Below are 1,015 nucleotides of genomic sequence, written 5' to 3' on the forward strand. Positions count from 1 at the left end.
CCGCGCCCGCCGCTCCCTCCCTTTTTTTATTACAGAGGAGATTTAAATTTTAAGACACGATTTCGTATAGACTTCCAAGACAAGAAAAAAACAAAAAAATGATGCACTAAAACAATCACTCCAATAAAACTTGTCAGCATCTGTTTGCCCTCCGACGGGCCTGCTTCGCGCCCATTCTCGGTCAAACAGCTCACACATTCAACGCTATCACTTAGGCCAACATTATCAAATTTTTGATTCCATATTCACTGGCTATCAAAAAATAAAGATATTCATCCACTTCTGCACCTTGGATGCCTGCACCTCTTGATTCATCATCTAATTCAAAATATGCCATAGAACAATTATCTATTAGCTCTACATCATCATCGAATTTTTCTACTTCATAAATTCCATTAATAATATCGAACTGAATTTTTTTCATAATGTACTCCTAATCATAGATTTCCCCCCGCTGCTTAATTCCATATTATTAAATATAAAACTGAAAAAACCAACGAACGAAGAGAGAAAGGGCGCGCTTATACATTGCTTACGCAAACTGTGTATTAATACTCATAAACACCTAAAGGAAAAACAAGTTCTCGTGTAAATGTATTAAAATAAGCTCCCTGATTCCGAGCAAAAATAAGATTTTTTCTATGATCTTCAGCCTTCTCATCAACAAGCTCATCAATAAGACTACTTGTTAAAGGAACTAAACCATCAACACCATTTAGATTAGATAAGCTCTTATTAAGACTATCAAAAAAAGCCTTGTATTTATCTTTATCTTTCATTTTTTATAATTCCTTGTCTTGTATGTTGTTTCAACTTTTGATCCCAAAGATAATGTACCTGGACAAGCTCAGACTGACAAATTTTACAAGTGCATTCTGTAATCTCTTCACTAGGCATTAAAATTAAATTTGAATCCTCGACATCTATTTGATTCAAAGCAATATAAGCCTCTTTGAAAAGACCACTGTAAGAAATCATCCTCCGACGATTCAAAGAAAAGTCTAAATTTCCAATC

The 1,015-nt window shown here is 34.4% G+C and carries 3 protein-coding genes; all 3 read right to left on the reverse strand.

Translation table 11 applies throughout. From position 1 onward, the window contains the following. Positions 1 to 211: 211 nt before the first annotated feature. Positions 212 to 424: a hypothetical protein gene (locus K245_RS0121745; RefSeq protein WP_027360831.1), complete on the reverse strand. Its 213-nt coding sequence runs from the start codon at positions 422 to 424 to the stop codon at positions 212 to 214. Between the two features lie 124 nt (positions 425 to 548). Then, on the reverse strand, positions 549 to 779 hold the full coding sequence (locus tag K245_RS0121750; protein WP_027360832.1) for a hypothetical protein: 231 nt from the start codon (positions 777 to 779) through the stop codon (positions 549 to 551). After that, the coding region (locus tag K245_RS28440) for a hypothetical protein (RefSeq protein ID WP_456297553.1) at positions 769 to 1,015 on the reverse strand (247 nt) is incomplete at its 5' end. The genes K245_RS0121750 and K245_RS28440, both read right to left, overlap by 11 nt.

Source organism: Desulforegula conservatrix Mb1Pa (assembly GCF_000426225.1).
GTDB lineage: Bacteria > Desulfobacterota > Desulfobacteria > Desulfobacterales > Desulforegulaceae > Desulforegula > Desulforegula conservatrix.

Coding starts and splice junctions, on each gene's coding strand:
- K245_RS0121745 (WP_027360831.1), bottom strand. CDS start 424: ATGAAAAAAATTCAGTTCGATATTATTAATGGAATTTATGAAGTAGAA.
- K245_RS0121750 (WP_027360832.1), bottom strand. CDS start 779: ATGAAAGATAAAGATAAATACAAGGCTTTTTTTGATAGTCTTAATAAG.